The organism is Pseudomonas arvensis, assembly GCF_056688935.1.
The window spans coordinates 3,948,475-3,971,910 of sequence record NZ_CP162038.1 but is presented as its reverse complement, the minus strand read 5'-3'; the positions used below and the strand labels follow the sequence as shown (position 1 = coordinate 3,971,910).

Below are 23,436 nucleotides of genomic sequence, written 5' to 3'. Positions count from 1 at the left end.
GACTGCTTATCGTTGTGAGTTAAACCGTGCACGATATTCCTTGGGGGTAACAGCGAATTTTTTTATGAAACTCCTTATGAAAGTCGACTCATTGCCCAGTCCGCAGCTTTGGGCTACTTTTTTGAGCGGGCTGTTGGATGTGGCGAGTAAATGCCGTGCGGCTTCCAGGCGGAGCAGTTCAACCGTCTTGCTGGGAGTTTTCCCAGTGTTTTCACTGTATTTGCGTGTGAATGTTCTCTCGCTCATGTTCATGAAATTCGCTAGCGCAGGAATTGACAGGTCAGCATTAAGGTTGTTGTTTATCCAAGCGTGAAGATCTGAAAACTGGCTACTTTTTGATTGCAACGTCAAGGATGAACTGAATTGATTTTGATCTCCAGGACGCTTTAAAAATACTATCAGATGACGTGCGATTTCCAGTGCAGCAGAGTGTCCGAGGTCTTCTTCAACTATTGACAGCGCCAAGTCAATTCCAGAAGTGACACCGGCCGACGTCCATATGTTTCCATCATTAATAAATATAGGGCCGCGCCTGATCTTAATTAAGGGGAAGTTATGCTCAAGCTCATCATATGAAGACCAATGTGTAGTGGCTTCTCGATCATCTAGCTTTCCGGCAGCCGCTAGTGCGAACACCCCCGTACAAACTGAAACCAAGCGGGTAGCTTTGTCAGCATGGTTTACAAAATGTGAAAAAAACTTCGGATCCTTGCAAAACTTATGAATGCCGGGCCCGCCGGGCACGATCAAGGTATGCGCTGATAGCGTTTCCGGTTGTAACGTTTCGGCGCTAACTGAAAAGCTTGAAAGAATTTCATTAGTCGGGTTTAACGCATGAATAGAGATCGAATACGGCTTCTGATCAGGGGGCGAAAGATGATTAGCTGCGATAAACACATCCAATGGGCCAGCCAAATCCAATAGGCTTACCTGAGGGTACGTAATAAATTGTATGGATTTAGCAAGCATATTCGATTATCCCTAAAGACCATTGGCTGAGATTCTGATCATTTTGGCTGAAATCGTCAATGTTTTGTCGTTTCGTATTTGGCATTTCGGTTATCTTACTTTCTTAAACTCATAGCGAGTAGCGCAAGTCAGAATGTTCAGTATTGGCTTAGGTGCAAGTGCTGCCTCAGTAGAATTTTTTGTGGGCCTTGTCGTCTTTTCTGCTCTCATGTATGGAGTTGACGTTATGTCAGGTCTTATAAGAAACGTGATGGAATTCGAAACCAGAATGGACCTTTTTCTTAAGGCTGAAATATCGGTATTGCTCAGCTTGATAGAGTACCAATCTCGTGGTTGTGCAAGATGTTAGTTGAGAAAGGCTGAGGGATTCAATGGCTGGATGGTTGAGTGCAATTGGTCGGATGAAGAATCAATGCGCACTCATTTTCAATCGGCGCCATCGCAAGACTTGATATGGGTTATAGCGTGCAGATCGCGCAGCATTAGATTTCAGTCATGGTTGGCGCTGTTGCCGGGGCCTATCAAGCCCCGGCAGGTGGTTTAATCAAAAATCCACGCTAACGCCTGTATATACCGCACGCCCATCACCTGGTGAGTGGAGAGAGGCTCGAGCTCCGTCCGGGTCGTACCAGGCATATTCGTAGTAACGGTTGGTGAGGTTTTTCAATTGCAGGTCAACGCTAACGGCCTCAGTCACTTGGTACGTAGCGCCGAGGTTCATCAGAACATAGCCGCCGTAAGTACCCTTGGTGTTCTCACGTTCCAGGTAATAGCTGGTCTGGCCGTTCATCCATGCCGTCAACTGCAGCGCCGGGGTAACCTTGTGGCTCACACCTGCGCTGTATAGATGATGTGGGATATGGTCGATTTCCTGGCCTTTACTGTTGGGCAGAGACGAGCTTGGCTGGAGTATTTTCGAATACTGCCAGGAGTAGGCCAGCCAGATATCTGTGCGCTCATCTGGGCGTAGGTTCAACTGCAGGTCATAACCCCAGCGCCGGGTTTCGCCGACGTTATCCGACTCGCCACTGGGGTCGTTTAGGCGCCGACTGACTTCACCGCTCGCTTCTTGTTGCCAGTAGGCTACACGGCCGTCGACCCAGTCCGCCGGTGTGAACTTAATTCCCGTTTCCCAACCTTCGTTGATGGACGGTGCAAGGTCCGTATCCCTCGGTGGAATCTTATAGGCCGCAGCACCGGTACCCACCTGGAACGTGCGCCCCCAGTTTGCGTAGATGCTGGCCACGTCCCACGGGGAATACACCACGCTGAGCTTGGGTTGTTTGATTAACCCATAGTCATTGATGTCGTAGTCTAGGCCAGTCATTTCATTTGTGAAATCGCCCTGGATCTTGTCGACGCGATACGCCGGGATGATTTTGAGCGATTCAAACGGTTTGATCTCTGCCTGGACGTAAGCACCGTAGGTGTCGAAATCAAATTGCTGGTCACGGGTTTGAGCTTGGCGTGCGCGGTCCTTGGTTCGGTAACGTTCGCTTTGGTTTTGTTGGCGTTGGATGTCTGCGCCACCTTCCAAAGCGAAGTTGTACAGCCAGCTCACTTCGGGGCGCCAAGTCAGGGAGGTGAGAGCGCCATATTGGGTTTCGTAAGCGTCACGCTCCTGTTGAGAACTGGTGCGCCAGTATTGCGTCCAGCGCCGGTCATCAAAGGTGTTGAGGTAGGTTTTTGCAGACCAAGCGAGTGTCTCGGACACTTCGGTATCGAAGTGCACGCTGACCTGGTTCATCCGCCGAGTGCCTTTGTCGGTGGCGTTATAGCTGTTGGTCATGGATGGGTGGTGGCGAGCATCCTCTTCACTGAGATAACCAGGCTCCTGCGCCTCGGTTTCATAGTGACGCGCGATCAGGCCGATGCGATAGCTGTTGTCGTCCGGGGTATAGAACCATTTTCCGGACATCGAAAATTTGTCAGCCTCGGAGTGATCGCGGTAACCGCCGGATTTTTGGTAGGCGAAGAAGTAGTTCTGTGTCCAGTTGCTGCTTTCGATGCCGGCGGCGAGCTGAGTTTCCCGCGTGTTGTAGCTGCCATAGCGAATTCGCGCCTTGCGGTAATCACCCCCTGTACGTGTGAGCATATTGACATTGCCGGCGATATTGTTAAGGCCATAGCGGGCATCGCTGGTACCGCGTACCACCTCGATACTGTCCAGCTCCATCGGAAAAATCATGTCCATAAACGGCATATTGCCGTCATTGCTGTTGCTGGGAATGCCATCGATCAACAACTTGACCGCGTTAACTTCGCCTTCACCATTAAAACCGCGAAAGGAAATTTTGCCTGAGGTGGTGCCTTGATTGAATTCGGTGAGCATCACCCCGGGAGCCCGACTGAACAGTTCCCAGCTGTAGTTGACCGGCATTTTTTCCAGCATGTCCGCGCCAAGAATATCCACTGAGCTGAGCACACTGCTGGTGCTCAGCGGACCACTGCCCGCGCTGTTGCCCTGCACTGTCACGGTGCCCAGGGTCAGTATCGAGTCTTCTGATTTTTTGGCTTCAGCCAATGCTGAGGGCAATGGATTGAGGGCGAAAAGACTAACTGACAGTAGGGGCCATATAGAGATAGAGCGGGACATGGGTTTACGCTTTGCGCTAGGCAAAATTAGGGGAGAAGGCATGACATACATTTCCTGAAACCGAAACACTTTAAGGACGTTTAACCAGCCACCCCAGTTACGTGAGATTTTCGTTAGCTCACGTACAAGGCAACTCGCTTATTAGAATGCTTTTAGGTATTAAGAATTATTGTGTTCAAGACTAAGTTAAATATAGTTCAAAAAAGTCTGCCAAGTGGATAACTATTTTGACATCCAGTTAATCACGGCTTGATAATCTTCCGCGCTGCAATCCATGCAAAGGCCACGAGGCGGCATAGCACCAAAGCCTTCTGTTACGTGTTTCACAAGTGTGTCCATGCCTTTATCCAAGCGTGGTTTCCAGGCAGTCTGATCGCCTTTTTTCGGAGCCATGGCTAATTGGCCACTGTGGCACATCATACAACTACGCTTGAATACGGCTTCGGGCTCCTGAGCGGCTTCTAAAGAACCAAGTACGAAAAAACAGGCAGCAGCGATATTTTTTTTCATGATTCACCTATTATTTTGTATGTTTAGGTGTTGGCGGAACTAGCAAAATTTATTCATGACACCATTTCCCGAGTAGCATAATGAGCTGGCAGCTAGGCACCAAGTGCGACAGTTTGACGCAGCTTGTGGATAGAGGCGGGCGACCATCTTCAAATAAAAGCTGCAAGTGTGAGGGCGGTAGGCTGCGCTTATCCGGGCAAGCGTATGTGCGTGTCAAAATGTCGCAGTTTCGGCGTTGGAACTCAGGCTATAGAGTCTGGTCGTCTGCCTCTGGACGCCCCAATGACCGAAAAGACGCCTCTCATGACCAGCCCGTTAGGTTTCATTCGCCGTCACCCTCTGCGACACATGCCGCCTGCCTTGCCGTAGGTTTTTGCTTGCATAACAGCGCCTACGCGCAACCTGACGCAGTATGTGATCCTTCGCTTCGGTCGCGGAGCTGGACCTTTGAGTCGATCAACGTTTCCGGTAATGAGGAAAGCTATACCACGCCAAGTTCTGCTTCGGCCACGCGGACCGAAACTTCCTTGATCGAAGTTCCGCAATCGGTGCAAGTCGTTACTCGTGCGATGCTCATGGAGCAGGGCAGTCATTCGCTTGCCGACGCACTGGTAGACGTTTCGGATGTAAGAGCAACCAAGCCTCAAGAAGCACTTTTCACGCAGCCAATCGTGCGCGGTTTTCCGGCGGAGATTTACATGAATGGGCTGCCGGCTTTCGGCGGCACGGCGGCGAGCATCGATCCAACCAGCCTCATCGGCACCGAGCGTATCGAGGTGCTCAAAGGCCCAACATCAGCTTTTTATGTTGGTGGCATCGGCGCGACGTTGGGAAGCTTGATCAACGTGATTTCGAAACGTCCCGAGGCCGCGCCAAGTGCGTTTGTTTCGATGCGCACCGGCAGCTTCGGCACGGTAAACCCTTCGCTGGATCTCAACACACCTATTGGCGACAAGGTCGCAGCGCGGATAGCAGCCGACTATCAGGGAAACGACAGCTGGATTGATCACGTCAATGCCCATCAGTGGTCGGTACAACCCAGCATCGCGTTCCAACTCACGCCAGAGACTGAACTGTTACTGCGTGGCCAGTACGAGGATCGCAGCCAGCTCGAATTTTCCGGACTGCCAGCCGCCCAGGCATTGAGTGGTCAGATTGATCGCAACGCGTTCCCACGCTCGACCAGAGGGCTGCCTCACACTACCATCGAGAATCGAACCACCACCGCCGAACTCAAGCATGAGCCTAGCGACGACAGGCGAATGACCGTCACCGCCCAGTATAACGAAGGCAAAATGCGCGACAACGGTGCCTTCATATTTCCTGAGCTTCTTGGGGCGAATCCTGCGACACCCACGGTGTACCCAATATTCAAGCTTTACCTGCCAACAAAAATCCGGGAGAGCGTGCTGGATACCAACCTGGGCTCCAGATTCGAAGCGTTGGGTGGCACCCACGAACTGTTGGTGGGCGCCAGCTATGACCGTACCGACTTCACCTCAGGTGTTTCCAATGCCGAGCTAATCGGCGAGCTTGACCTGGCCAGTCCCATTTATGGGCTTTCTTACGGCGCGACGCCAGAAGCGATTGTGACCCAGACCAACCGCTACGAGACGAAAGCCCTCTATCTTAAGGATCAGGCGACCTATGGCCGCTTCCACCTGTTAGGGTCATTGCGTCTCACCCAACTCAACCTTAAGCAACAAGAGCAGGGCGTTGATACCTCCTATCACCGTGTGACACCACGGCTGGAATCACCTATGACCTGACCCAAAGCCTTGCACGCTATGCCGCATATTCCACCGGTTTGAGGGGGGCGTTCAACTTCAACGGCCGGGAGACACCTAAGCCTGAGCTTTCTCGCAATTATGAGGCTGGCGTCAAACTGGCCTTCAAAGATCTTGGCCTAACCGGCACTCTCGCAGCGTTCGAGCAGAGACGCCGCAACGTTTCCACCCCTTATCCCGATCCTACAAACACGATCTTGGGGTAGTACAGAGCGGTGAGCAACGCGCTCGCGGAATAGAAGCAGACATGGTCTGGGAGCCGATTCCGGCTCTTTCACTGCTGGCCAACTACGCCTACACCCAGGCTGAAGTGACAGACGACAATTCGATTCTGGTCGGTGACGGATTGCCGCGCGTTTCTCGACACAGCGGTCGGCTCGCAGCGCGCTATCGGATACTTGATGGCGCCGCAAAGGGGCTGGGATTTGGTGCCGGCGTCACTGCGCTCAGCGCACGGAAGCTAATTCTGGCGAATACAGTCTCTGTCCCGGAGTACGCGCTGTTTGATGCACAGGCTTCCTACTATTTCGACCGTTACACGCTCTCCATCTCGGCAGTCAATCTGACGGGTCGAAAGGTCTTTGAGACTTATCAATACCTTGGATCCCCAGTGGTATTGCCGACCCAACCACGCTCAGCTTATTTGACGCTGACCGCCAGTTTTTAAGGAATTCATCATGATCGATAATCAACGTCGCAACCTAGTCATCGGTGCGCTCCTTGCACCCCTGGCCGCAAGCATCACCCCAGAGCGTCGGCTGCCGAAAAGCCCATGCATGCCGACAAGATGCCTGATATGGGCCCCGACATGGCTAATGTGCCATGGATGGAAGAAGAGCAAATCGCAATGCTGGTTTATTTAGGCATGACGGAGATGGATCTTGTCGGGCCGCACTGCATGCTTGGTTCGCTCATGGGGGCCAAGATCTACATTGTCGCTAAATCTCTGGATCCAGTAACCAGTGATGCAGGATTAACGGTTATACCGACAGACACTTCGACACATGTCCTCGCTACCTGACTGTGTTGTTCACTCCAGGCGGCACGGATGGCACCTTGGCAGCGGCTTCTGATGCTGAAACACTGGTCTTCATGGCTGATCGTGGTTCACGTGCGAAATACGTGACCAGTGTCTGCTCTGGTTCGTTGATCCTTGGTGCTCCGGGGCTACTAAAGGGCTTTAAGGCAACTTCGCACTGGTCGTGCCGGGATGCTCTGGCCGGGTTTGGTGCAATTCCAACCGAAGCGCGTGTTGTACGCGACCGTAACAGGATTACGGGCGCTGGGGTGACGGCAGAGCTGGATTTTGGTCTGAGCATGGTTGCTGAGCTGCGCGATCAGACCTATGCCGAGTGTGCTCAACTGATGAGCGAATATGACCTAGATCCTCCGTTCAACGCGGGTTCTATGAAAACTGCTCCAGCGTATGTAAAGACTGCCATGGTTGACCTGGTTGCAGATTTCACGAAAAAAGCGGGTGTACTCGCGGGCCTCACGAAGGGCTGAAGTCCACAGACTCAAAGCGCTCCATCGCATGGGTGCGCCGTCGGCGTTCATTTCACAGCATGTGTTTCGCGACGAGTCGGTACTTCAGTAAGCTTCCACGCGCAGACCAACTGGAGTTGGATTCCGGACGTAAAGGCTCAAACAATTCGTGCCAGCAATGTCGTGGCGTGCCTGATACCTTTTTCACGGAAAATACTGCCGAGGTTGAGCCCTTCGGCATGGATAAAGGTGATGTCATGTATCCCAATAAACAACAGGATCTGACGTAGGTACGGCTCTTGGTGATCCGAACTGTCATCAGCATGAATTCCGCCTCGGGCAGTTAGGACGAAGGCGCGCTTGCCGATTAATAAACCTTGAGGGCGTGCGGGAGTGTATTTGAACGTCACGCCAGCACGGATCACATGGTCTAGCCAAGCTTTAAGCGTGCTGGGGATAGTGAAGTTATACATCGGTGAGGCTATAACTAACACGTCGGCGGCCATGAGTTCGTTGGTCAGTTCGTTGGATCGTTCCAAGCAGATCTGCTCTTTTTCGCTGCGCTGTTCGGCAGGCTTCATCCAGCCACCGATCAAGTTTGCGTCCATATGGGGTATAGAATTAAGGGCCACGTCACGAATAATGATCTGATCCGTTGGATGGGCAGTTTGCCACTGGTTAATAAATTGTTGGGTCAGTTGGCGAGAAATCGACCCCTGTTGGCGGGCGCTGCTTTCGATGATTAGAACACAGGACATGATTTTTGTTCTCTATCGGCTTGAGTCGATATGGTCGAGATTAGTCGTTTCCACATCCTATAAAAGCGCAAAAAACGGCTGTTAATTATCTAGAAATTCGTTTGACAGTTGTCCAGGCTGAGCGGATCCAAGAGCCATTCACCTGGCGATTAACGACCTGTTGCCCAAGAGCTAGGCAAGAATGCTAGCGCGACACCACCCAGTACGACCCCGGATATTATCAATAGGTGCGTAAGCGTCTGCCGAACACATCTTGCACCAGCCCGTTTGGTGTAGACGGACGCTCGAAACACCCTGTCGAGACTATCGCGCTATTCGGTTTCAATGGCAGCTTGCTCCCCTATGCTCTTGACTAGTCTAGGAGCAGCAACCAGAGCGAGCCCCAGCAGCGGGTTCGAACAGTGACTCAATAATCGTACAGTCTGGAGTGTTCGAGCCTAGGCATGTTGACTCACACGTGCCTGCCATTGAGAGCAGCTCTATCCGGATCTGCTGGAGCTTAGCTACCTTAGATTCCACTTCTGCCAAGTGCTTCTTGACCACCGACAACGCATCAGCACACGGACGATCAGCATCTGCCGCGAGCGCAATGAGTTCGCGGATATCGTCGAGTGGAAAGCCCAGTTCACGATTCTGCCTGATGAAGATGAGTCGTGACCGATGCTTTTCGGTATAGATTCGATGCCGCCCTGTCGACCGTAAGGCCGGAGGGAGAAGGCCTATTTTCTCGTAGTAGCGAATCGTTTCAATGTGGCAACCCGTTGATTTCGACAGCGCTCCGATACCCCACATGCAAACTCCCCAAGCATTTTCTTGAACCTGTAGTAGCTACAGATATTAACCTGCTCAATCGAAAAATGATTTCACGCGTTTTAAGGGCATTCCGTGGACAGAGAACAGCTAGAGAGGAACCAGATTCCCGTTTACTTCGTCGCGGTCATTGTCGCGGCTATCGGAGGCCTGCTCGCACCTGATGCCTCTCAAGCGTTAGGTGCGTTGGTGACACCAGCCATCGCTGTGCTGATGTACGCCATGTTTCTACAGATCCCATTCCTGGATCTTCGCAAAGGGCTTGCAAACAAGCGTTTCATGACCGCGCTGCTGACCGCCAATTTCGTCGCCATCCCCCTGTTGGTTTGGGCGTTGACGATGGGCCTAGCCGACCACCCGGCGATATTGGTGGGCGCACTATTGGTCTTGCTGACGCCTTGTATCGATTATGTTGTTGTGTTTACCCATATCGGTAAGGGCGACTCCAAACTGACTCTGGCGGCAACACCATTACTACTCGTGCTTCAGCTTGTGCTACTACCCTTCTATCTAGCCTTCATGGTGAGTGATGACTCGGCGGTGGTTATATCGGTCGGCCCATTTGTTGAGGCCTTCGTAGTGCTGATCGCTTTACCCTTGGTCTTGGCAGTAGCAACAGCTGCCGGGGCAAAGGGGTCACGCGTCGTTGAGGGCTGGAACAATGTATGGGCTTGGATGCCTGTGCCAGCTATGGCGGCTGTATTGGTCGTAGTGATCGGCTCTCAGATTTCAACGGTGGTCAGAGACATGGACAAACTGCTGCCTGTTATTCCCGTCTACATTGGTTTCATGCTCTTGGCACCCGTGGTGGGTGCGCTGGTGGCTCGGGCGTTTAAGTTACCGGCTAGCACGGCAAGATCAGTCGCTTTCAGCAGCTCGACACGAAACTCATTGGTAGTTCTACCATTGGCATTGGCCTTGCCCGAGGAAATCAGAGGGCTGGCTGCGGCAGCAGTCATTACTCAAACGCTGATTGAGTTGGTCTGCGAACTAATTTACATCCGAGCAATTCCTGCTTTGGTGTGGCGCAAAATGTAGATGCCAGGGAAGATATAAGCACAAAACACCCTGCGCGATTAAGCAGCTGCCCACCTGTGCGGCAGCAGCTTGTTAACCTCACTCGCACGCTGCGTCGGCAGGCGCGTGAGAACATCCTTTAGATAGGCGTACGGATCATGGCCATTCAGCCGCGCTGACTGGATCAAGCTCATGATTGCCGCAGCCCGTTTTCCGCTGCGTAGCGACCCGGCGAAGAGCCAGTTCTTGCGCCCAAGAGCCCATGGCCGGATCTGGTTCTCCGCCCAATTATTAGCAATGGGAACCGCCCCGTCATCGAGGTAGCGCGACAGCGCTGCCCAGCGTTTAAGGCTGTAATCGAGTGCTCTGCTGATGGCCGAACCTTCGGGCACAAGATCACGCTGCGCGTTCATCCAGGCGTGCAGCCTATCCATCACCGGTACGGCTTTTTCTTGCCGTATTCGGCGCCGTAAATCCGGCTCCGGGTCTCTGACTTCTCTTTCGATTTCGTACAACAACTGGATATAGCGCAGGGCTTGCTCGGCGAGCGTGCTTTTATTCGTAGCGTGCAGTTCAAAGAACTTACGCCGTGCATGGGCCATGCAGCCGATCTCGGTCACGCCGAGTTCAAAGCTGGCCTTGTAGCCGCCAAAATCGTCGCAGACCAACTTGCCATTCCAGTCCTGAAGGAAGTTGCGAGCATGCTCTCCGGCGCGACTGGGGCTGAGGTCATAAACCACCGCTGCCACATCCGAGAACTGGCTGGTAGCGTAGGCCCACACTTAGGAGCGGTGGGTTTTCTTTGTTCCCGGCATGAGCATCTGCACCGGTGTTTCATCTGCGTGGATGATTTGTTGCCCAAGCACTACTTCGTGCAGCGCATCGACCAGCGGCTGCAACTGAACTCCGGTCACGCCGACCCATTGAGCCAAGGTTAAACGTGGAATCGCCAGGCCCGCTCGACCGAAGATCGATTCCTGACGGTAAAGCGGCAGATGGTCAGTAAACTTGGCGATCATGACGTGTGCGAGCAGGCCCGAAGTCGGGATGCCCTTATCAATGACCTGCGCCGGAACCGGTGCCTGGGTCAGCGTTTCGCAGTTATCGCAGACCCACTTGCCACGCACATGGCGTTCGACGGTGAACACGCCGGGCGTGTAGTCCAGCTTCTCGCTGACGTCCTCACCGATGCGCTTGAGGGCGCAACCGCATGGCAGTGAGTGTTGCCCGGTTCGTAATGGATCAACGTTCGCGGAAATTCTGCCGGCAATGCCGTGCGCTTGGGCTTTTGCTTTTCCTCGGTCGCATCTGGTGCTATTTGCAACGCCTGAAGCTCGGCCTCAATCGCCGCGATATCAGTATCGATCAGGTCATCTAGCAGGCTGGCCTGTTCAGGAATCATCTGCTCGCTGCGCTTGGCAAACTTCAAATGCTTGAGCTGGACGATCTCATGGGTCAGTTTCTTAATGACTGTTTGATCACGATTGATTTTCTTGCCCATAGTGTCGACTTGCGAGAGCAACTGCGCTGCGAGGACGCGCAGTTGATTGGGCGACAGTTGGTCGAGATTGGGCGAAGAAGTCATGCGTCGGGCTTTGCCAGAGCAGGCGTTTCGCGACGATAGACCGATAGGCTAATGGCAGCCGTTAAAGCAGTGTGATCGAGCCTTCAGAATCTGCGCGTTGCCATGGCAGCCCCAGCACCAACGCTTGAAGTTGCGCGGCATCCAGTTCCATCTCAGAACCATGGCGGATGCTAGGCCAGTGGAACTTGCCTTGGTTTAACCGGCGCGCCGCCAGCCATATTCAGAAGCCGTCATGCACCAGCACTTTCATGCGATTGGCGCGGCGGTTGGCGAACAGATAAGCGCAGTGCGGCTGCGCCGCACCGAACACCGCGATCACCTTGGCTAGCGCCGTTTCGGTGCCTGCGCGCATGTCCATCGGTTCGGTGGCCAGCCAGATGGAGTCGATGTGAATCATCGCAGAATATCTCGAAGAAAAGTCGCGCAGGCGTCGGGATTTTGGGAAGAAGCGCTGGCGGTATGAGTTTGGGCGAAATAGCCCAGGCTGTAGATTTGCCTCGCTCAACGGTGCAACGCATCGTAGGCGCGCTCGAAGAGCAGGGAATGATTCGTACTGAAGGCGCTGGAGGAATCAGCCTTGGCGTGGGTTTGTTGAGGCTTGTTGCGAACGCCCATGTCGACCGCATGACCGTCGTCCGCCCTTGGCTGCATAAGCTGAGCGAGAAGGTTCAAGAGACGGTTGTCTGTGTACCACCAAGTACCGATCCATAGATGTCTACAGCAGTCTATGAATCACCTCAAGAAGCCCGCCTCGTGCGGGCTTTTTTGTATCTGGACTTCCAAGCTGATCCACCTACATCTTTCACATCCTGTATGCCTCCATGTATGCTTCAATAAAAAATTGAACTGGAGGCATACACGAATGAGGCGCAGCGATATTAAACGCCGTCCTCTCTCCGATACCGCACTAGTCAATCTTGCTCCTGAAGCGGGGGCCTATCGCGAGCTAGACAGCTCGGGGTTGTATTTCAGAGTAAAGCCTAACGGGCAGAAGTCGTGGGAGTTGCGCTATAAGAAGCCCGACGGCAAATGGTCGTGGCTTGGGCTTGGGGGGTACCCACAAGTCAGCGGCGCCCTTGCCCGGGAAAAGGCTGCCGAATTGAGATCGGATGCAGCAGAAGGCAAAAATCCAATAGCCGCCAAGAAAGCTAGAAAAGCTGCAGAAGTAGCAGCAACAAACGAAACCTTTGAAGCGTTGGCTCGTGAATGGCATACGTCTTGCTTGGGTGGCTGGGATTTCGGCACAGCTAAGAGAGTCCTTGGAGCCTTGGAACGCCACGTGTTCCCCATTGTCGGAAAACGTCCGTATGCCTCCATCATGTCGATGGAATGGATGGAGCTTTTGAGAGGGCTCGAACGTCAGGGAATCCTGGAGCAGATGAGTCGCGTAAGGGCTTACTGCAAAGACATCTACGACCTGGCTCGCATAACCGGCAGGGCGATGAACAATCCCTTAGAGGGTGTTCATAAGTTTCTATCATCGGGAAAGGCCGAGAACTACGCGCATGTTTCTCTGGAGGAACTTCCCGCACTGCTCAGAGCAATACGATCATACCCTCACGCCAAAGATGTTCAGCTTGGCCTCCAACTGCTTACTCTCATGGCTGTCCGCCCCAGCGAGCTTCGAGAGGCATACTGGGCTGAGTTCGACTTTGACAAACGACTTTGGACTGTCCCCATTGAACGCAAAGGCCGTAAAAAAGGGCGTGAACACCTTGTACCACTCTGCAAGCAGGCACTAAGCGCTCTTACTGAACTACGGAAAATCACGGGAGCGTACCCATTGCTATTCCCTGGTCGAAGCGATCGAACCAAGCCTCGCAGCGATACCGTTTTTCTGATGGCGCTAAGGCGCCTTGGTTACGAAGGACGACAGACCGGGCATGGCTTCCGTCATATTGCAAGCACCGTACTCAACGAGCACGGTTTCCCAGCGGACCACATTGAAGCCCAGCTCAGTCACAAGCCGCCAGGTGTCCGAGGGATCTATAACAAGGCTCAGTATCTGGAGCAACGTACGACGATGATGCAGTGGTACGCCGATCATCTCGACGGACTTGAAACAGGAAATATTAGAGCCGTATAAATCTACGGTCTCTTAGCTTCTTGCCCAATGAAGAGCGTCCGCAGCGCGTCCTGATAGGTTTAGCTTGAAGTCCGCCATTTAGGTTGCGGGATGCCACAGCTTGTTGAGCACTTAACCGAACGTTGATAAGCGAACGTCGTCAACATTCAAGAGCAAATTTCGCCTACAGGTGTAAACATTCATTTAGCGTGAGAACCGGATCATTGTTGAACATTGCGATAGAGCATCAGTCGAGCAGTTTCATGTAGCCCCTGGGTCAACCCACTCAAGCGACGAAACACCTCAGGATGTTGCGCGGCCACATCCTCTCGCGGCGTCTTTGAGACCAGGTCATGCAGAGTCGGTGAGCTGCCGTCGTGTTGCATCTGCAACAGGAAGTGTTGGGTTACGCCACCGATGATCGGGAACGTCCCCTCACGCAAGACCAGAGGCACTACGCGTTCGCCTTCCGGAGCAGGCTGCTGGATATCCCGGCCCATGGCGCCATTCGTGAACGGCACACCTGCCATACCCGCAACGGTCGGCAACAGATCCGCCAGGCCCACTGCCTGTTCGATCACCCTAGGTGCCAGGCCCGGCGCGTGGATCAACAACGGCACGTTGTTGCTTTCCAGCCCCAGCTGTTCAAAGGCAGGCGCCATGTGCGGGATCTGGCTGATGCGCGTGTTGTGGTCGCCGAAGAACACAAAAATGCTGTTGTCGTAGTAACCACCGGCCTTGGCGATTTCCATCAAACGACCGATGTTGTAGTCGAGCAGGCGCACTGCGTTGTATTGCTCGACACTGCGCGAACCGGCTGCCTGGACTTGCTCCAGGGTCACGTTCGCCACCTGGAAACCGTCGTTGTCTTTGGGAATCGTGAAGGGTCGATGGTTGCCGGAGGTTTGCAGGTAGGCGAAGAACGGCTGGTCCTTGGGCATCCTGCTCAACAGTTCGTCACCTTCCTTGAACAGGTCCAAGTCTGAAATGCCCCACACATCCACCCGTGGCGATTGCCAGTCGCTTTCTTCAAACAGCTGCACGTCGTCGATGCTCTGGCGGATCAGCGCGTTGATGTTCGCCCAGCCGGCGTTGCCGCCGATCATGTAGAACTTCTGATAGCCTTCGAATGCGTTGATCAGCGTGTGTTGCCGGGTGATCAGCGGATTGCGCGTGGCAGTCTCCTGGCGGGTGACGTCGGGCACGCCGGTGATGCTGGCCCAGACAGTCTTGGCGGTGCCGGTGACCGGTACGTAGAAGTGCTTGAAGAACCAGCTTTGGCTGGCCAGTTTATCCAGGTTCGGCGTGGGATTGAGCGGGTTGCCGTAGGCCCCGACGGCGCTCGTGCCAAGGGATTCGAGCATCACGAAGATCACGTTCAGCGGGCGCTCGCCTGCCAGGCGATAGGGCTGCACACCCTGGTGGCGGGTGAAATTCAGTTGCTGGGCGTCCGGTTGATCCACCCCCAAGTACTGGGCGACTTGCGGGTAATGCTTACGCACCTGGGCTACATCGAACTGCGATTGGCCGACCTTGAGGGTGTCGTACAAAAACAGCACCGGGTTCAGGCCCACGGCGGCCACCTGGCTGTTTCCGGAAAAGAACGCATCGCTCCAGCGTAGCGGCACCGGGTTTTCCAGGTTGAGGTTGGCCACGCGCCCCAGCAGGGCGAGCAGCACGGCGACCACGCCAACCACTGAGACTGACGTCACCGCCCATCGATTAATGGGGGTTGGCGCACGGTCCAGGGTCATGCGCTCCAGGCAGATCAACGCCCATACCCACAACCCTACTGCCGCCAGCCAGCAGGCGGTTATCCAAAGCACTGGATACGTTTCCCACACCATCTGTTGTGAAATCTGTGCGTCTTGCAGGTAGCGCAGCACCGTCGCATTGATGCGTACGCCGAGGTAGGCGTAATGGCCGAAGTCGATGATGTACACCAGGCCGATCATCGCCAGTGCGACCACCAGGTAGGCACGTGCCAGCCAGCGCAGGACTGGCAGCGTGGTGAGGTTCCAGCGCGGCAGCCATGCCAGCACGGCCAGCGGCAGCAGCAGCAACACCGCCAGGCGCAGGTCGAAACGCAGGCCGATGCCGAGGGTTTCCAGCAGCGCCGGGGTTGTCACATCAAGGCCGGAAAAACCCAGCACAAACACCAGTCGCAACGCAGCCAGCAGCACAAACACCAACCCGATCGCGCCCATGCCGTAGCGCAGGCGACGTGATTGCAACGCACTCATCAAATTTTCCATTCTTTAAAGCAGTACAGTTTGAGTTGAATTAATCCAGCGACGACGCAGTAGCTTGCCAAGAGCGGATCAACCAGATAATCCCAATAGTTCTCTGAGGCCTTGAGCCGCAATGCGAACGCCAGCGTGCCGATCACCAACATCCACACCGCCAGCGCATTGCGCAGCCACAGCATCAACAGCGCCACCACCGCGACCAGCACAATCAACGGTCGAGGGTTGAAGCCCAAGCGGTACGGGTCGAAATAGGTCAGGCCTAACGTGGCCGGGTATAGCACCAGGCTCAGCAGGCCAAACAGCAGCAACATCTGCACCTGATGTGGTCGAACCAGCGGCTGCACCACGCCCAGACGGCTCAGCGCAACCCACCCCAACAACACCAGCGTGCTGATCGCCAAATCATCGGTAAAACTGCGGACATAGGCCGCCAATGGCAACTCATTGATCGGGATAACGCTCACCACCACCAGGACTGGTAGCAACCACGGTCGCCATCGGGCGGTAAATCGAAACGTGCTTAACAGCACAAACCCCAACAGAACAAAACTCAAATGCGCCTGCCATAGCAACACCATCACAGACGCTCCGCGAGCCAGGCTTCGTTGAAGCTGACATGTTTGATAAACGTGTTATTCCATGAGTACACCAGGTGGTACATACCGTCCGGGCTGCGGCTGAAGTACGGGTACTCGTACTCGAAATCGCAGCCACGGGGTTTGCACACGCGGTAGTCGAGGCTGCTGAGAAAACGTTGCTCCAGCGGTAAACGCTGCGCGCCGCTGGAGGCGCGAAAGCCTTCGCCGATGATCTCTTTATAAGCTTCGGGGGCGAACGGTTGGCCGAGCGGGTCCGGTGATTCGTCCAGTTGCACCACAGTGCGCCACTGGCTGAGCTGGGCGTCGGTGCCATAGAGGCTGAGCTTGAAGCGGCCGTCCTGCAGGTCATTGAGCGCCACCAGCAACCCATCGTCCACCGTGCCCACCGCCGCCAGCGACGAGTTAGGGTTGGCCGGTTCCAGCGGGTACGGCTGGCTCCAGGTTTGCCCGGCGTCTTCAGTGCGGCTGGCCAGCACGCGGTGATGGGTGTCGCCGGCATAGCGCAACATCGCCACGGCGCGTTGGCCGTCCAGGGGTACGATGGTCGGTTGCAGGGAATTCTTGCCGCGGCTGATACGGAATTTGTCGATCACTGCTCCGTCTGCGCTCAGGTACAGGTACTCGGCAAACTTGCCCATGAACTCGTGGTACACCGGCAGGCCGATGGAGCCGTCGGCGTGGAACACCGGCGCGGCGCGGACCAGGGTGCTGATATTGAAGAACGGCGAGGTCACCAGTTGCCGAGGCGCCGTCCAACTGGCCCCCAGGTCATCCGACACCATCACGTTGATCGCACTGGTGGCCCAGCCGCCGACTGACACCGACACATAAAACATCCACAGGCGTTTATCCGGCGCCAGGGCAATCACCGGGTTGCCGAGCTTGCGGATATAACGCTGGATTCCGTCGCGGGTGCTTTCCCGCGTGGCCAGCACCTGTTCGGCGCCCCATTCGCCGGTACGTGCATCAAAGCGCGCGGTGCGCACCTGCACATCAGCGGCGCCTTCGCGTGAGCCGGCGAACCACACCGCCATCAAGTCGCCGCCGGGCAGGGCGGTCACGGATGAGGAGTGCACAAAGTCGGTGAGCTGGGTGGATACGAACCGGCTGCTGTACTGCGCCGGCGCCGCCACTTTTGCGGTGTTCGGGCTGGTCTGGGCAAACGGCGCCAGCACATGGGGCGGATGGCTTTGCCAGGCAGCGAAAAACACTGCCAGCAGGCTGCATATCAATAAGGCGGAGCGCATAGGGAACCTGTGGGTAAAAGGATTACTGCGCACGTTCATCCGGCAGGCGCTTCCTGCGACCGGTGAGCATGGATAACGGCAGGTTGTCCCGCACCTGGATACTTTCAAACACGGCAGCCAGCACATGCAGGCAAACCAAGCCAAGCAGCGCATTGGCGGCGGTCTCGTGGACTTGCAGCGGCCAATCGGCGCCCCAGAGGGCATCGACTTCCTGCATCAAAAAGCCACTCACGCCGACGGTGAGTAACGCCAGCAACATCAACAGCATCACCAGCGCGCCAATCGGCGAATGCCCCAAGCGGTGTTGCGGCTTACCCTTGAGCAACGAGCGCGCGTGGTCATTCAGCCTTTTTGGCGTAGGCCAAAAGTCTGCCCACCGTGCGCTGCGCGGTCCGACAAATCCCCACACCGTTCGCACCAGCAGCCAGGCCATGGCGTAATAACCCAGCCAGACATGCCAGTCGTCGCCGGCTTCGTTGAAGAAGTAATTGGCGACAAAGACCCCGGCGATGGAGGCATGGAACAGCCTCACCAGCGGGTCCCACAGGCGTAGGGATTCGCCTGGCATCAGCCTTTGATCTCAGTCTTCACGGCCTTGCCGGTGACCGGGTCGTGGTAGATCTCAACTTTGCGCTTGTCCTTGTCGAACCCGTAGATCTCATAGCAGTTGCCATCAGTGACCTTGAACTTGCTGATGGTGTAGCCCTCGGCCTTGAGCTTGTCCTGGAAGGCTTTTTCGTCTTGCCATTGCGAGCGCTCGGCGGTGGTGCATTGCGGGCCGGCGAAGGCCAGTGGGCTGGCGAGGATCAGGGACAGCAGGAGAATTTTGCGCATGGAAAAGCTCTCAGCAAATGTGGGAGATTTCACAGTGCAAAACCAACCTTAGGGCAACCTTAGTTGGCAACGAGCCGTAACATCTTTGCTGAAATAGCCCCGGCCATAACCCGGCATGATGCCGCCGATTCCTACAGAGATTTTGCTATGCGCCTACTCCTTGTCGAAGATGACCGTGCCCTCGGCCAAGGGATTCGTGTGGCCTTGGGCGCCGAGGGCTACACCCTGGATTGGCTGCAGGATGGCGTTGCAGCGCTGCATGCGTTGCGCACGGAGAGCTTCGATCTACTGCTGCTGGACCTCGGCCTGCCCCGCCTCCACGGCCTCGACCTGTTGCAGCAACTGCGCGCCGAGCAACATGATCTTCCGGTGCTGATCCTCACCGCCCGCGACGGCACCGCCGAACGCATCGCCGGATTGGACGCTGGCGCCGACGACTACTTGGTCAAACCCTTCGACGTCGAAGAGCTCAAGGCACGCGTGCGCGCGCTGTTGCGCCGCAGCCAGGGCCGCGCGCAACCGATGCTCGAACACGCTGGCGTCAACCTCGACCCCGCTACCCAGCAGGTGCGTTACCTGGATGAGGACATCATCGTCACCCCCATGGAATACCAACTGCTGCACCAACTGATGGTGCGCCCCGGCAAAGTGGTGACCCGCGAGCGCTTGTCGCGCGCGTTGTACGGCTGGCAGGACCGCGTCGAAAGCAACACCTTGGAAGTGTTGATCCACAACCTGCGTAAAAAGTTATCCACCGAGCTCATACGCACCGTGCGCGGCGTTGGCTATGTGCTGGTACTCAAGCCATGACCTCCGTGCGTGCGCGCATCCTCGTGCCGGTGCTGGTGTTGATCCTGCTCGGCGATGCCCTGATCAGTTGGCTGGTGCTGCGCGACAGTCACCACGAAATCGAAGAAGTCTACGACGCCCAACTCGCCCAAAGCGCGCGCCTGCTGCAAGGCGTACTGCGCCAGCGCGACCCCGGCGAAGCGGATTGGGACCGCTTGTACCAAGCGTTTGATCAGGCCATGAGCCGCGTGGGCGAAGAGGGCGTGGCTCATCCCTATGAAACTCGCCTGACCTTCCAGGTGTGGCGCAGCGACGGCCAGCTACTTGTACGCTCAGCCGAAGCGCCGGTGCTGGCAGCACCGCCCGCGATCCTTGGTTCCCACGACATCATGGACAACGGCAACGACTGGTGTGCCTTCCTCCTCGCCGACCCGCAACAGGGCCTGTTGATTTGGGTGGGCGAGCGCGACGACATCCGCCAAGACGTGATCCAACGCATCATGCGTCACACCCTCTGGCCGACCCTCATCGGCGTGCCGCTGCTGACGGTGTTGATCTGGCTGCTAATCGGTTGGGGTCTCAAACCTCTGCGCGCCATGGCACTGTCGATTCGTGGACGCAATTCCGACACCTTGCAACCGCTGCACCTCAAACCGCTGCCCTCCGACCTGGAACCCATGCAAACCGCGCTCAACCGGCTGTTGGTGCAGGTGGATGAGTTGTTGGAACGCGAACGCCGGTTCATCGCCGACGCCGCCCACGAACTGCGCACACCCCTGGCGATCCTGCGTATCCATGCGCAAAACGCCCAAAGCGCGGAGACAGTGGAGCAACGACGCGAGGCGTTGGAGTTTCTGGTAAGCGGTGTCGACCGCGCCACCCGCATCGGCAGCCAGTTGCTGACCATGGCGCGTATCGAACCGCAACTTAATAACTCTGTGCGCAGCCGCGTGCAACTTACCGAATTGGTACGGGAAGAATTGGCCGAATTGACGCCACTGGCGATGGAAAAAGGGGTGGAACTGGTGTTGGAAGGGGACGAAGAGTGCTGGGTAGAAACCGAGCCGGTAGCGTTAGCTATTGCACTGCAGAACTTGGTGACCAATGCCCTCAATTTTTCTTCCTCAGGGAAAGAGGTAACTGTAAAGGTACTTAAGGGCGAGAGGGGCATGGCCTGCTTGAGGGTTGAAGACGCTGGACCGGGAATAGAGGAAGGGGAAATGGCAAGATTGTTTGAGCGATTTTATAGCCGAGGCAATGCCAATGGCGCGGGCTTAGGGCTAGCCATCGTACAGATGGTAACTCGTAAAATTGGCGGTACCTTGCACATCCATAATCTAGCAAGCGGTGGCGTATGTGCAGAACTCAGTTTAAACCAGACCAGTAGCACCCTATAACTCCCTCACAAATCCGAGCAACACATCTGTCATAACGAAAACCTAAGGTCCGAACGTCAGAATCTGTATGCCCACCTGTATGCCAAACAAAAAATCAGCCAAAAATACTCAATAAATAGAATAGCTTGTTCTACCAGTTCAAATGTCTGTTTTCTAGACCTGCCGGCATCCAACTGATCGTTGAGGATCGTTTTGTTGCTGGTCGTGAGTTGCAGGTGATGCCACGTCTTGGCCAACTGGACACGCCGCTCTCTGGCACATCTGCTGGACGGGCTATTCTGGCTTAAGACCAAGATGAGGATGTGAGGGCGTTGTTTGCGGCTGAAAGCGCTACCAAGGAGAACACGACGGTATCCCTGGCTCTGTTGAATCAGCTCGACGATATTCGCAAAGCCGGGGTTTCAAGCGATCATGGTGAACTCATCGAGGGCATCACTACAACGGCCGCCGCTCTGGATACGGTGTTAGGCCGTTTCGCGATCTCAATGCCCATTCCTACATTGCGTTTCGAAAAGAATCGCGATGCGTACATTGAGGAGCTATTGGTTTGCAAGGCCGGACTGCTCAAAGAAATCGGTATAGACGGCTAACGCTCAAGCCAGTAGTTCTGAGAGTTCGCTTTGTTGACTCTGACGCGATGGAAGCTTGGTACGTTGCCTAACGGTAGCGAGCAGTGCTTGCAGCGGATGTAAAACGGTCACTCCGTCCTGTCGTTTCACCTAATTACGGCGAGAATATCCGTCGGCCAATAACCGGCCAGAAGTATTGAATTTTGCCACGAGCGGTGCCCAGGACTGTCTGTAGATCACCACAGAGATGCTGGTTTTTTTGTCTCATGTCGATAGGTGCCGGACATGCCGCAGCATCCGCTGGCTTGAACGCTCAGTTTAAGCCCCATTCGCTCAAAGACTTTTTGCCAAAGCCCAATGTTGCTCGGCTCGTTTGTTTTTTCAGTGCAGTGGGGAAGGAAGTAGTACGGAGCAGCATCTTCGACGCGTTGAGCCTGTGGAAGTACACCTGCAAGCCACTCCTGAGGCAGCAGAACGGAGGGGGCCTTGTCGCTGCCCAGCGTCTTCGCATATCCCTGTCTATGCACCAGTGTCATCGCGGAATCAAGCCCCACCAACGGTATCCCGTATTTCTGAAGGTGGCGCAACGCTTCACCGTTGAAATGCGCGGCTTTTTCAAAGGCTTTGATGAAGCCTTGCACCTGAAGCGGTTTCCCGTTGGGCCCGAGCGGGGCGATGTAGACCTGGTAGCCAAGCCTTGAAATTAGTTCGATCCAGTCCGAAAGCACGGGGGGGGCGAAGTAACGGGTAAAGGCATCCTGGATGTTGATTACGCCTCTAGCACGCTACTGCGTATCCACTGTCGACAGAAGCTCAGGCGTGGCGATCTGAACTTTCCAACGACGGCATATGGCGTCGAAGTCCGTGGTGCTGAGCAATGGGCTGTCGAGCATTCCGCCAACATATTCAAGCATGAATCGTTGTCTCGCTGATGCAGATGGGAGCCGCTCACCTATCTCGATATCGCAGTAATTAGCGCCGATTAAGGCCTCTTTATCATCATATCGAAGGTGGAAGGATACTGAATGACCTCGTACAACTGGCGCCGGCCATCTCTCCAAAAGCGGCACGCGACGATCGGCGCAATTAATGAGGTTGACAGTCTTCGTCTACTTCAGAGAAAAATCTTCCAATGTTCCTATTGTTGGCACCTCAAGCACATTTTAAAAACTCGAGAAGCAATCGAACGGATCAACGGACGATCAATTGACTATGCCTGTCTGTACAAGTATGTATTAACGAGTTAAAGTCGACCAGGCGTCTCAACACGGTTATCCGCAAATTGGGGTCTGTGTGTGCTCTGCGTAACGCCACGCGCGCTCCATAACTGTACTCGTGCGCTCCAAGCGCTTCTGTTGGTTATTAGGAATAAAAACAATGAAAAAATCTATTTTGACCCTTTCAGTATTGGCTCTGTGTGCGGCTGCTGGCTCTGTCGTGGCCAAGGAGTACAAGGAGTTGCGTTTTGGAGTCGACCCATCTTATGCACCCTTCGAATCAAAGGCGGCCGACGGCAGCCTTGTGGGCTTTGATATTGATCTGGGTAACGCGATTTGCGCTGAACTGAAGGTCAAGTGCAGATGGGTTGAAAGCGATTTCGACGGCATGATTCCCGGCCTCAGGGCCAACAAATTCGACGGCGTGATTTCTGCAATGACCGTGACGTCTTCGCGGGAAAAAGTCATCGATTTCTCGAACGAATTGTTTTCCGTGCCTACTTCCTTCGTCTTTAAGAAGGGTTCTGGCCTGAGCGAAGACATCACGACGCTGGCTGGAAAAACCGTGGGCTATGAACAAGGCACCACCGAGGAAGCCTATGCCAAGGCGGTACTGAACAAGGCCGGGGTAAAAACCCAGGCCTACGCCAATCAGGATCAAGTTTACGCTGACCTGGTCACAGGTCGCCTAGATGCCTCGATTCAGAACATGCTGCAAGCTGAAATGGGTTTCCTGAAGTCCCCGCAAGGCGCTGACTTTGAAGTGAGCGAGCCAGTCCATCACGAACTGCTGCCAGCAAAAACGGCGATCGGTCTGCTCAAAGGCAATGCCGAACTTAAAGCCCTAGTGAACAAAGGTATACAGGCGCTTCACGACGATGGCACTTACGTGGACATCCAAAAGAAACACTTCGGTGATCAGAATATTTACAGCGGTAAATAACGACGCTGCG

22 protein-coding genes and 3 pseudogenes are annotated in these 23,436 nt (G+C 55.0%); 12 read left to right on the top strand and 13 right to left on the bottom strand.

Annotation, left to right across the window (positions count from 1 at the left end; genetic code table 11):
• Positions 1 to 6 precede the first annotated feature (6 nt).
• The 3 genes from AB3G88_RS17710 to AB3G88_RS17700 all read right to left on the bottom strand — a co-directional run bounded on the left by AB3G88_RS17710 (position 7) and on the right by AB3G88_RS17700 (position 4,075).
• Positions 7 to 969 (bottom strand): GlxA family transcriptional regulator, encoded by a 963-nt coding sequence (locus AB3G88_RS17710; protein WP_112196154.1) that lies wholly within the window; start codon positions 967 to 969, stop codon positions 7 to 9.
• A gap of 544 nt (positions 970 to 1,513) precedes the next feature.
• A complete protein-coding gene (locus tag AB3G88_RS17705) occupies positions 1,514 to 3,565 on the bottom strand; it encodes a TonB-dependent receptor (RefSeq protein WP_228391168.1) in 2,052 nt (683 codons plus the stop codon).
• Between the two features lie 222 nt (positions 3,566 to 3,787).
• A complete protein-coding gene (locus tag AB3G88_RS17700) occupies positions 3,788 to 4,075 on the bottom strand; it encodes a c-type cytochrome (RefSeq protein ID WP_480450963.1) in 288 nt (95 codons plus the stop codon).
• A 527-nt stretch (positions 4,076 to 4,602) separates the two neighbouring features.
• Here AB3G88_RS17700 and AB3G88_RS17695 point away from each other — a divergent pair.
• From AB3G88_RS17695 to AB3G88_RS17675, 5 genes are all read left to right on the top strand, one after another.
• On the top strand, positions 4,603 to 5,844 hold the full coding sequence (locus AB3G88_RS17695; protein WP_480450961.1) for a TonB-dependent siderophore receptor: 1,242 nt from the start codon (positions 4,603 to 4,605) through the stop codon (positions 5,842 to 5,844).
• Positions 5,845 to 5,882: 38 nt separating this feature from the next.
• Positions 5,883 to 6,068: a TonB-dependent receptor domain-containing protein gene (locus AB3G88_RS17690; RefSeq protein WP_256595336.1), complete on the top strand. Its 186-nt coding sequence runs from the start codon at positions 5,883 to 5,885 to the stop codon at positions 6,066 to 6,068.
• A 41-nt stretch (positions 6,069 to 6,109) separates the two neighbouring features.
• A complete protein-coding gene (locus AB3G88_RS17685) occupies positions 6,110 to 6,529 on the top strand; it encodes a TonB-dependent receptor domain-containing protein (protein WP_480450958.1) in 420 nt (139 codons plus the stop codon).
• 105 nt (positions 6,530 to 6,634) lie between these two features.
• Positions 6,635 to 6,883, top strand: a complete 249-nt coding sequence (locus AB3G88_RS17680) for a type 1 glutamine amidotransferase family protein (protein WP_228391167.1) — start codon at positions 6,635 to 6,637, stop codon at positions 6,881 to 6,883.
• Between the two features lie 35 nt (positions 6,884 to 6,918).
• Positions 6,919 to 7,368: a DJ-1/PfpI family protein gene (locus tag AB3G88_RS17675; protein ID WP_232246105.1), complete on the top strand. Its 450-nt coding sequence runs from the start codon at positions 6,919 to 6,921 to the stop codon at positions 7,366 to 7,368.
• A gap of 137 nt (positions 7,369 to 7,505) precedes the next feature.
• Here AB3G88_RS17675 and AB3G88_RS17670 read toward each other — a convergent pair whose 3' ends face one another.
• Positions 7,506 to 8,105, bottom strand: a complete 600-nt coding sequence (locus AB3G88_RS17670; RefSeq protein WP_112196152.1) for an FMN-dependent NADH-azoreductase — start codon at positions 8,103 to 8,105, stop codon at positions 7,506 to 7,508.
• 357 nt (positions 8,106 to 8,462) lie between these two features.
• Positions 8,463 to 8,897: a MerR family transcriptional regulator gene (locus AB3G88_RS17665; RefSeq protein ID WP_112196151.1), complete on the bottom strand. Its 435-nt coding sequence runs from the start codon at positions 8,895 to 8,897 to the stop codon at positions 8,463 to 8,465.
• 93 nt (positions 8,898 to 8,990) lie between these two features.
• Between AB3G88_RS17665 and AB3G88_RS17660 the strand changes: the two genes are divergently transcribed.
• Positions 8,991 to 9,953, top strand: coding sequence for an arsenic resistance protein (locus AB3G88_RS17660; RefSeq protein ID WP_480450954.1), 963 nt, complete (start codon positions 8,991 to 8,993; stop codon positions 9,951 to 9,953).
• A 38-nt stretch (positions 9,954 to 9,991) separates the two neighbouring features.
• Here AB3G88_RS17660 and tnpC read toward each other — a convergent pair.
• A pseudogene (tnpC, locus tag AB3G88_RS17655) lies at positions 9,992 to 11,517 on the bottom strand (IS66 family transposase).
• 61 nt (positions 11,518 to 11,578) lie between these two features.
• Positions 11,579 to 11,914 (bottom strand): annotated as a pseudogene (gene tnpB, locus AB3G88_RS17650) (IS66 family insertion sequence element accessory protein TnpB).
• 62 nt (positions 11,915 to 11,976) lie between these two features.
• Between tnpB and AB3G88_RS17645 the strand changes: the two are divergent.
• Together AB3G88_RS17645 and AB3G88_RS17640 are read left to right on the top strand one after the other, a co-directional pair.
• Positions 11,977 to 12,228, top strand: coding sequence for a helix-turn-helix domain-containing protein (locus AB3G88_RS17645; protein WP_112196148.1), 252 nt, complete (start codon positions 11,977 to 11,979; stop codon positions 12,226 to 12,228).
• Between the two features lie 151 nt (positions 12,229 to 12,379).
• Positions 12,380 to 13,603 carry a tyrosine-type recombinase/integrase gene (locus AB3G88_RS17640; protein ID WP_137204858.1) on the top strand — a complete coding sequence of 408 codons (1,224 nt, stop codon included), beginning with the start codon at positions 12,380 to 12,382 and terminating at the stop codon, positions 13,601 to 13,603.
• Between the two features lie 200 nt (positions 13,604 to 13,803).
• Here AB3G88_RS17640 and AB3G88_RS17635 read toward each other — a convergent pair whose 3' ends face one another.
• Genes AB3G88_RS17635 through AB3G88_RS17615 form a run of 5 tightly spaced genes read right to left on the bottom strand, consistent with a single transcriptional unit; the run spans position 13,804 to position 18,511 of the window.
• Positions 13,804 to 15,825, bottom strand: a complete 2,022-nt coding sequence (locus AB3G88_RS17635; RefSeq protein WP_112196146.1) for an LTA synthase family protein — start codon at positions 15,823 to 15,825, stop codon at positions 13,804 to 13,806.
• Complete coding sequence (locus tag AB3G88_RS17630) at positions 15,825 to 16,409, bottom strand: hypothetical protein (protein ID WP_112196145.1); 585 nt, start codon at positions 16,407 to 16,409, stop codon at positions 15,825 to 15,827. Before AB3G88_RS17630 ends, AB3G88_RS17635 begins: the two co-directional genes overlap by 1 nt.
• Positions 16,409 to 17,677, bottom strand: coding sequence for a sialidase family protein (locus AB3G88_RS17625; protein ID WP_191948678.1), 1,269 nt, complete (start codon positions 17,675 to 17,677; stop codon positions 16,409 to 16,411). Before AB3G88_RS17625 ends, AB3G88_RS17630 begins: the two co-directional genes overlap by 1 nt.
• 22 nt (positions 17,678 to 17,699) lie before the next feature.
• The gene (locus tag AB3G88_RS17620) at positions 17,700 to 18,245 is read right to left on the bottom strand and encodes a cytochrome b/b6 domain-containing protein (RefSeq protein ID WP_480450950.1); all 546 of its coding nucleotides are present in this window, start codon (positions 18,243 to 18,245) and stop codon (positions 17,700 to 17,702) included.
• Entirely contained in the window at positions 18,245 to 18,511 is a 267-nt protein-coding gene (locus tag AB3G88_RS17615) for a PepSY domain-containing protein (protein ID WP_032885640.1), read from the bottom strand. The genes AB3G88_RS17620 and AB3G88_RS17615 overlap by 1 nt, the downstream gene beginning before the upstream one ends.
• Before the next feature lie 147 nt (positions 18,512 to 18,658).
• On the opposite strand from AB3G88_RS17615, the gene AB3G88_RS17610 reads away from it, so the two are divergent.
• The 3 genes from AB3G88_RS17610 to AB3G88_RS17600 all read left to right on the top strand — a co-directional run bounded on the left by AB3G88_RS17610 (position 18,659) and on the right by AB3G88_RS17600 (position 21,287).
• The gene (locus AB3G88_RS17610) at positions 18,659 to 19,321 is read left to right on the top strand and encodes a response regulator (protein WP_112196143.1); all 663 of its coding nucleotides are present in this window, start codon (positions 18,659 to 18,661) and stop codon (positions 19,319 to 19,321) included.
• A complete protein-coding gene (locus AB3G88_RS17605) occupies positions 19,318 to 20,697 on the top strand; it encodes a sensor histidine kinase (RefSeq protein WP_137204861.1) in 1,380 nt (459 codons plus the stop codon). Before AB3G88_RS17610 ends, AB3G88_RS17605 begins: the two co-directional genes overlap by 4 nt.
• A gap of 302 nt (positions 20,698 to 20,999) precedes the next feature.
• Positions 21,000 to 21,287, top strand: coding sequence for an IclR family transcriptional regulator domain-containing protein (locus AB3G88_RS17600; RefSeq protein WP_137204862.1), 288 nt, complete (start codon positions 21,000 to 21,002; stop codon positions 21,285 to 21,287).
• A 3-nt stretch (positions 21,288 to 21,290) separates the two neighbouring features.
• Here the strand turns inward: AB3G88_RS17600 and AB3G88_RS17595 are convergent.
• A pseudogene (locus AB3G88_RS17595) lies at positions 21,291 to 22,282 on the bottom strand ((Fe-S)-binding protein); the annotation flags it as partial.
• Between the two features lie 361 nt (positions 22,283 to 22,643).
• On the opposite strand from AB3G88_RS17595, the gene AB3G88_RS17590 reads away from it, so the two are divergent.
• The gene (locus AB3G88_RS17590) at positions 22,644 to 23,426 is read left to right on the top strand and encodes a transporter substrate-binding domain-containing protein (protein ID WP_112196140.1); all 783 of its coding nucleotides are present in this window, start codon (positions 22,644 to 22,646) and stop codon (positions 23,424 to 23,426) included.
• The last annotated feature ends 10 nt before the right edge of the window (positions 23,427 to 23,436 follow it).